This is a genomic window from Mycobacterium syngnathidarum (assembly GCF_001942625.1).
In the GTDB taxonomy this organism is placed as follows: Bacteria; Actinomycetota; Actinomycetes; order Mycobacteriales; family Mycobacteriaceae; genus Mycobacterium; species Mycobacterium syngnathidarum.
Window position 1 is genome coordinate 276,593 of sequence record NZ_MLCL01000024.1, and the last position, 7,011, is coordinate 283,603.

Here is a 7,011-nt window from a genome sequence, read left to right on the forward strand (position 1 = left end):
CTAATCCCCTATTGGGGCCACCCCCTGTACCCCGAGTAGGGGCGATACGGGGAGGGGAATCGACCCCGTTTCCGGGGCCGCCGCCGATCCATAGATTGGTCTCCAGATCGCCGGAGAGCCCGGCGGGGGACTTCGGAAAAAGAATTTCCCGACAACAACCGAAAGGGTTGGAGCAATGGCAATCTCTCTGATCGACTTCATCCTCGACCTGTTCCGCAGCCCGGCTTCCGCCGCCTCGTTCATCGCCGATCCGGACGGCAGCTTGCGTGACGCAGGCTTGCCGAACGTGACCGCGGCCCAGCTGCACGCCGTCGCCGCCACCGCGGCCCCGGCCGGTGTCCTGCTCGGCGGCGGCAACCCGGTCGTCGGCCTGCAGCGCGCAGTCGCCGACCACCACAGCATCCCGGCTTCGTTCGGCAACCAGGTCGCCTCGCCCTTCTCGCCGCAGACCCAGGTGGCCAGCAACAACACCACCGATTGGGCCAGCCACAACGACACCGATTTCGCCAGCAACAACCACACGCCGATCATGAGCCCCAACCAGGACGCCGGCGCCAACGCCCAGCAGGGTGCGTTCAACCTGGGCTTCGGTGACATCACCCTCGGCGACAAGAGCACCAACACCGCCACCAACGGCGGCGTGGTGGTCGACGGCGACAACGACGGCGACATCGTCAGCGGTGACGGCGCGGTGCTCGGTGACGGCAACACCATGAACAACGGCGACATCTGGGCCGGTGCCGGTTCCAACGTTGCCGTCGGCAAGGACAACGACATCGAGGACAACTCGCAGACCGCCGGTGGCGACCTGATCTCCGACAACGAGGGCCCGGTCATCAGCGATGTCGACATGAGCGGTGGCCACGGTGGTGGTGCGTCCGGTGGTGACAGCCTGATCGGTATCGGAAGCGGTGGTGCGTCCGGTGGCGATGGTGGCAACGCCGGCTCGATCATCCTGACCGACGCCTCGACCACTGCCGTGGGCGGCAACCAGACCTCGGTCGACGGCGACTACGGCAGCGACAACACCCAGGACAACTCCGTCAGCACCTCGGTGGAGACCGAGACCCACTCCAGCGTCGAGGACAACTCGTCGTCCTACGAGTCGAACATAGCCTCGGGCAACGAGACCGCCCTCGGTTCGGGTAACGAGACCAACACCGCGCTCGCGTCGGGCAACAGCTACGACACCAGCTCGGCGTTCGGCTCGGGCAACAACTATGACGGCAGCTCGGCGTTCGGCTCCGGCAACAGCTTCGAGTCGCAGTCCGACACCGATGTCGCGTCGAGCAACTCGACCAACACCGGGTTCGACGCCTTCTGATCCGATCGCACAAGGGGCGGGGACCATCCGTTACGCGGGTGGTCCCCGTCCCATTGGCGCGCCTACGGTTGAGCTCGGCAGGAGGGAACTTTGATGACGCAACCCAGTACGGCGAACGGGCCGGCCAGACCGGTCAAGGTGATCGCCGAACTCATCGACCACACCAGCACGATCGCCGCCACCTATGACCGCGGCGACCTGGTGGAGCGGCTGCGCGTTGCCAAGGTGCGCATCAGCGACCCGCAGATCCGGGTGGTGATCGCCGGCCAGCTCAAGCAGGGCAAGAGCCAGCTGCTGAACTCGCTGCTCAACATTCCGGTGGCCCGCGTCGGCGATGACGAATCCACAGTGCTGGCCACCGTTGTCTCCTACGGCGAACAGCCGTCGGCCCGCCTGGTGGTGGCGCGGCCCGACGGCGCCGAACCTGAACTGATCGAGATCCCGCCCTCGGAGGTGACCAACGACCTGCGTCGTGCCCCGCAGGCAGGCGGCCGCGAGGTGCTGCGCATCGAGGTGACCGCCCCGAGCCCGCTGCTCAAAGGCGGGTTGGCTTTCGTCGACACCCCCGGCGTCGGCGGCCTTGGGCAGCCGCACCTTTCGGCGACCCTGGGCCTGCTGCCCGACGCCGATGCGCTCCTGATGGTCAGTGACACCAGCCAGGAATTCACCGAACCGGAGATGACCTTCATTCGGCAGGCAATCGAAATCTGCCCGGTGGCAACGATTGTCGCGACCAAGACCGACCTGTACCCACATTGGCGCGAGATCGTCGGCGCCAATACCGCGCACCTGCAGCGGGCGGGCACATCGACGCCGATCACCCCCGTTTCTTCCGTGCTGCGCAGCCACGCGATCCAGCTCAACGACAAAGAACTCAACGAGGAATCGAACTTCCCGGCCATCGTGAAGTTCCTGTCCGATCGGGTGCTGACCCGTGAGAGCGACCGGATCCGTGATCAGGTGGTCGCCGAAATCCATTCGGCGGCAGAACATCTTCTGCTGGCCGTGGAGTCCGAGCTGTCCGCCTTCACCGATCCGAACGAGCGAGAGAGACTCACCGCCGAGCTGGAACGGCGCAAGCAAGAAGCCCAAGACGCCCTGCAGCAGACCGCGCTGTGGCAGCAGGTGCTCAACGACGGCATCACCGACCTGACCGCCGATGTCGAACACGATCTGCGCAACCGGTTCCGCAACATCACCCAGCACGCCGAGAAGGTGATCGACACCGGCGATCCGACCCTGAACTGGGCCGAGATCGGCTCGGAGCTGGAGGAAGCCGTGGCCACCGCCGTCGGCGACAACTTCGTCTGGGCCTACCAGCGCGCTGAGGCGCTGGCCGCCGAGGTGGCCCGCACTTTCACCGAGGCGGGGCTGGAAGCCGTGCAGCTGCCGCAGATCGATGCCCGCGACATGGGCGCCGGGTTCGGAGAGATGAAATCGCTGGCCAAGCTGGAGGCCAAACCGATCAAGGCCGGGCACAAGGTCATCACGGGCATGCGCGGTTCCTACGGCGGCGTGCTGATGTTCGGCATGCTCACATCCTTCGCCGGGCTCGGCATGTTCAACCCGCTGTCGCTGGGTGCCGGCCTGGTGCTGGGCCGCAAGGCATACAAGGAGGACATGGAGAACCGCATGCTCCGGGTGCGCAGCGAGGCCAAGACCAACATGCGCAAGTTCATCGACGACGTCGCATTCGTGGTCGGCAAGGAATCCCGGGACCGGCTCAAAGGGATCCAACGGCAACTGCGCGACCACTACCGGGGGATCGCCAACCAGACCACCCGCTCGCTCAACGAGTCGCTGCAGGCCACGCTCGCCGCGGCCAAGACCGAAGAGAATGAACGCAACAACCGCGTCCGGGAACTGGAACGTCAGAAGAACATCCTGACCCAGGTGGTCGACCACGCGAAGAACCTGGCCAACCAAGCCCCACTAGGCTCCAACAGTTAGCTTCGATTTCGTTTTCTGGTTGGAAGGGTTGGACTCCGCAGCGTGAGCACGGCCGATCAGGTGCGCTCAATTCTGGGCGGCACCATCAACGCATACCGGGGTGATCCGGCCTACCGCAATCGGCCCGATGTGCACAACGAGCTCGACCGCATCGGACGAAGGCTCAACCAGCCGATCCGCATCGCGTTGGCCGGCACGCTCAAGGCGGGTAAGTCGACGCTCGTCAACGCCCTGGTCGGGGAGGACATCGCGCCTACCGACGCCACCGAGGCGACGCGCATCGTCACCTGGTTCCGGCACGGTCCCACACCGAAGGTGACCGCCAATCACCGCGGCGGGCGGCGGGCCAATGTGCCGATCGCACGGGATCCGCATGACCGCGGTCTGACCTTCAGCTTCACCGGGCTGAACCCCGAGGACGTGGTGGACCTCGACGTCGAATGGCCGGCAGCTGAGCTCGTCGACACCACGATCATCGACACCCCGGGCACCTCGTCGCTGTCGCGCGACGTGTCGATGCGCACCCACCGGCTCCTGGTGCCCGAGGACGGCGTGCCGCGCGTCGATGCCGTCGTGTTCCTGCTGCGCACTCTCAATGCCGCCGACATCGCCCTGCTCAAACAGATCGGTGAACTCGTCGGTGGCTCGTCCGGCGCGCTCGGTGTGATCGGTGTGGCCTCCCGGGCCGACGAAATCGGTGCCGGTCGCATCGACGCGATGATGTCGGCCAAGGACGTGGCCAAGCGGTTCACCGAGGAGATGGACAAGACCGGGATCTGCCAGGCCGTCGTCCCGGTGTCCGGTCTGCTGGCCCTGACCGCCCGCACCCTGCGGCAGAGCGAATTCGTCGCACTGCAGAAGCTGGCCGGCGTCGAACCTGCTCAACTGACGAAAGCGATGCTTTCGGTGGACCGGTTCGTGCGTGAGGACAGTGCCTTGCCGGTCGACGCGGCCACCCGCGCGGCGCTGCTGGACCGGTTCGGCATGTTCGGCATCCGAATCTCGATCGCGGTGATGCACGCGGGAGTGTCGGACTCCGTTGCCCTGGCCGACGAACTGTTGGAACGCAGCGGCCTCATTGCCTTGCGTGACGTGATCGACCAGCAGTTCGCGCAACGCTCGGAGCTGCTCAAGGCGCACACCGCGCTGCTGTCGTTGCGGCAGTTCGTGCAGCACAACCCGATCTACGCGACCCCATACATTCTGGCCGACATCGACCCGCTGCTGGCCGACACCCATGCCTTCGAAGAGCTGCGGCTGCTCAGCCTGCTGCGCTCGCGTCCCACGACGCTGAATGAAGACGAGATGGCCTCGCTGCGCCGCATCATCGGCGGTTCGGGTACCGATGCGGCCAGCCGGCTCGGACTACAGCCCGATGCGCCGTTCGACGGGCCTCGCTCGGCCTTTGCCGCAGCACAGCGCTGGCGGCGGCGAGCCGAGCATCCGCTCAACGACCCGTTCACCACGCGGGCCTGCCGGGCCGCGGTGCGCAGTGCTGAGGCGCTGGTCGCCGAGTATTCGTCGCGCGGCCTAACGAATTAGGCCGCTCTGCCGACATACAGGTATGCGTGATTGCCTGGGGTTGTCTGTGGGGGCGACCAATCTGGTGGCGATCGCTGATCATGCGCCGTTGGTGCGGCGGGCGGTGCTCACCGTGTCCGCGCAACATGGGGCCGTGGTCGGCGCGCCCTCCTTGTCTGCGCCCGGCGGACTGGTGTTCACCGATTTCGTGGAACGGGTCGGTGACCCGGTGCCGCTCGTTGCCGGCGACGGTTCGACGCATAGCGCCGACCGGTTGTTGGCCGGCACTGTCGAGGCGCTGACGCGTGAGGCCAGCCCAGCGCATCGTCCCGACGTGTCCGTGCTGGCCGTCCCCGCACATTGGAGTGCCGCCGCTCTCGACGCTGTGCGTGGCGCGATGCCCGGCGTCCGGGTGGTGCCCGACTCGGTCGCCGCGCTGACCGCCATCCAGGCGCATCCGGGTCTGCCCGCCCGGGGCGTCGTCGCCCTGTGCGATTTCGGCGGCTCCGGCACCAGCCTGACCCTTGTCGACGCCGCCGCGGGTTACACGACCATCGGCCAGACGGTGCGGTACCCGGACTTCTCCGGCGACCTGATCGACCAGGAGGTGCTGCGACACGTCCTGAGCAATTTGGATGCCGAACCAGCCGGCACGGCCGCCGTGGCCGCGTTGGCCCAGCTGCGCGATGAGTGCCGCGCCGCCAAAGAGCGGTTGAGCGATGAAAGCTCGACCACCCTGGCGGTCCCGGGCACAGCGATCAGGCTCACCCGCGCCGAACTGGACACGGTGGTGAACCAGCCACTGGGCGGTGTGATCGAGGCATTGCTGGACCTGCTGCGCCGCAACGGTATTCACCCGGCGCAGCTGGCCGCACTGGTTACCGTCGGAGGTGGGGCCCGGATACCCCTTGTCACCCAACGGCTTTCATCTGCCTTCCGGATTCCGGTCACCACGGTGCCGCAGGCCCAGGTGATTGCGGCAGTCGGGGCGGCGCTGATCGGCCGCCGTGGAGCCGACGAGACCGCGACGCAGGTGGCGGTGGCTCCTGCATCGCTTCCTGTCACGGGCACAGGCACGGGCACGGTCGCGGCCTCCGCAATGGCCTGGTCGGTGGAAGACTCCGCAGCCGAGGTTGCCGAGTTCGTCCCGGAATCGGTGACCGACGACTCGGCCCGGCCGGATTTCATGTTCTCCGAGCCTCCGGCGGCGCCTGCTCCCGCTCGTGTTGCCTGGTATCGGCGTGGGGGAGTGGTGACCTACGCGGCGGTGTTCCTGGCTGTCGTCGGCACGGCCGGCATGGTGTTGTCGGCGCGGGCCGATCGGCTCGATGCCGCCGCGACCGGATCCAGCATGTTGGCGCCGCAAAACGTTCCGGCCGAGTCCCCACTGGCTCAGAACGTGCCGGCACCGCCGACCCGGACCGTGGTGGTGCGTGACCCGTCCTGGCCGGGACCTGGTGCCGGAGCGCAGGCGCCAGCTGCACCGCGGCCGGCCGCAGCGCCGCGGCTGGTGCAGAGCAGGCAGGCCCCACCGGCTGCCCGGGCCCCGCAGCGGGCCGTCCCGCCGCCGCAGGCGCCCCGCCCTCGGCCGGCAGCACCGCCACCTGCTCTGTTGCCTGCGCCGCCACCGGCGCTGCCACCTATTCCCGTGCCGCCGTTGACGTTTCCACCTGTGACGCTGCCACAGTTGCCGATCCCGACGTTCAACCCGCCAACGCCTTCGCCCAGCCCGTCGCCGAGTCCTACGCCGACTCCTGCGCCTTCACCTTCGCCGGAGCCGGAGCCGGAGCCGGAGCCGACACAGACCCCAGAGCCGACGGTTGAGCCCACGCCTACGCCTGAGCCCACGCCTGAGCCCACGCCTGAGCCGACTGCGGCGCCCGAGCCCACACCGACCTCAGCTGCGCCGTCACCCTGACGCTGCGCGTTGTCTAGGTGTCGGGTTACTGCTTGATCGTGACTGAAATCCGACACCTTGACGGCTAGCCCGGATTTTTCACGGAATGTTGCGTGTGGGGTGTGTAGGTAAGCGAAAGTGCCTGTCCTGCAAGGGATAATTGGACTTCTCTAGGGTTCAATCGTCCTGACAGGAAGGCACTTCGCGGGTGAAGAATATCGCGGTCGTTGCACGGGTGAAAGTGTCTGCTGATGGCCATGGCGTCGTGTCGCATGCCGGGATGGGTATGTTGCGTGAACTTGCCGACCGGACCGGCCTA

At 67.1% G+C, this 7,011-nt stretch carries 4 protein-coding genes; all 4 read left to right on the forward strand.

Annotation, left to right across the window (positions count from 1 at the left end; genetic code table 11):
• The first annotated feature begins 175 nt into the window (after nucleotides 1–175).
• The 4 genes from BKG60_RS07500 to BKG60_RS07515 all read left to right on the forward strand — a co-directional run bounded on the left by BKG60_RS07500 (nucleotide 176) and on the right by BKG60_RS07515 (nucleotide 6,713).
• Nucleotides 176–1,324 carry an IniB N-terminal domain-containing protein gene (locus BKG60_RS07500; RefSeq protein ID WP_070946347.1) on the forward strand — a complete coding sequence of 383 codons (1,149 nt, stop codon included), beginning with the start codon at nucleotides 176–178 and terminating at the stop codon, nucleotides 1,322–1,324.
• A 93-nt stretch (nucleotides 1,325–1,417) separates the two neighbouring features.
• On the forward strand, nucleotides 1,418–3,274 hold the full coding sequence (gene iniA, locus BKG60_RS07505) for an isoniazid-induced dynamin-like GTPase IniA (RefSeq protein WP_070946348.1): 1,857 nt from the start codon (nucleotides 1,418–1,420) through the stop codon (nucleotides 3,272–3,274).
• A 42-nt stretch (nucleotides 3,275–3,316) separates the two neighbouring features.
• Complete coding sequence (locus BKG60_RS07510; protein WP_070946349.1) at nucleotides 3,317–4,816, forward strand: dynamin-like GTPase family protein; 1,500 nt, start codon at nucleotides 3,317–3,319, stop codon at nucleotides 4,814–4,816.
• 22 nt (nucleotides 4,817–4,838) lie between these two features.
• Nucleotides 4,839–6,713, forward strand: coding sequence for an Hsp70 family protein (locus tag BKG60_RS07515; protein WP_070946350.1), 1,875 nt, complete (start codon nucleotides 4,839–4,841; stop codon nucleotides 6,711–6,713).
• The last annotated feature ends 298 nt before the right edge of the window (nucleotides 6,714–7,011 follow it).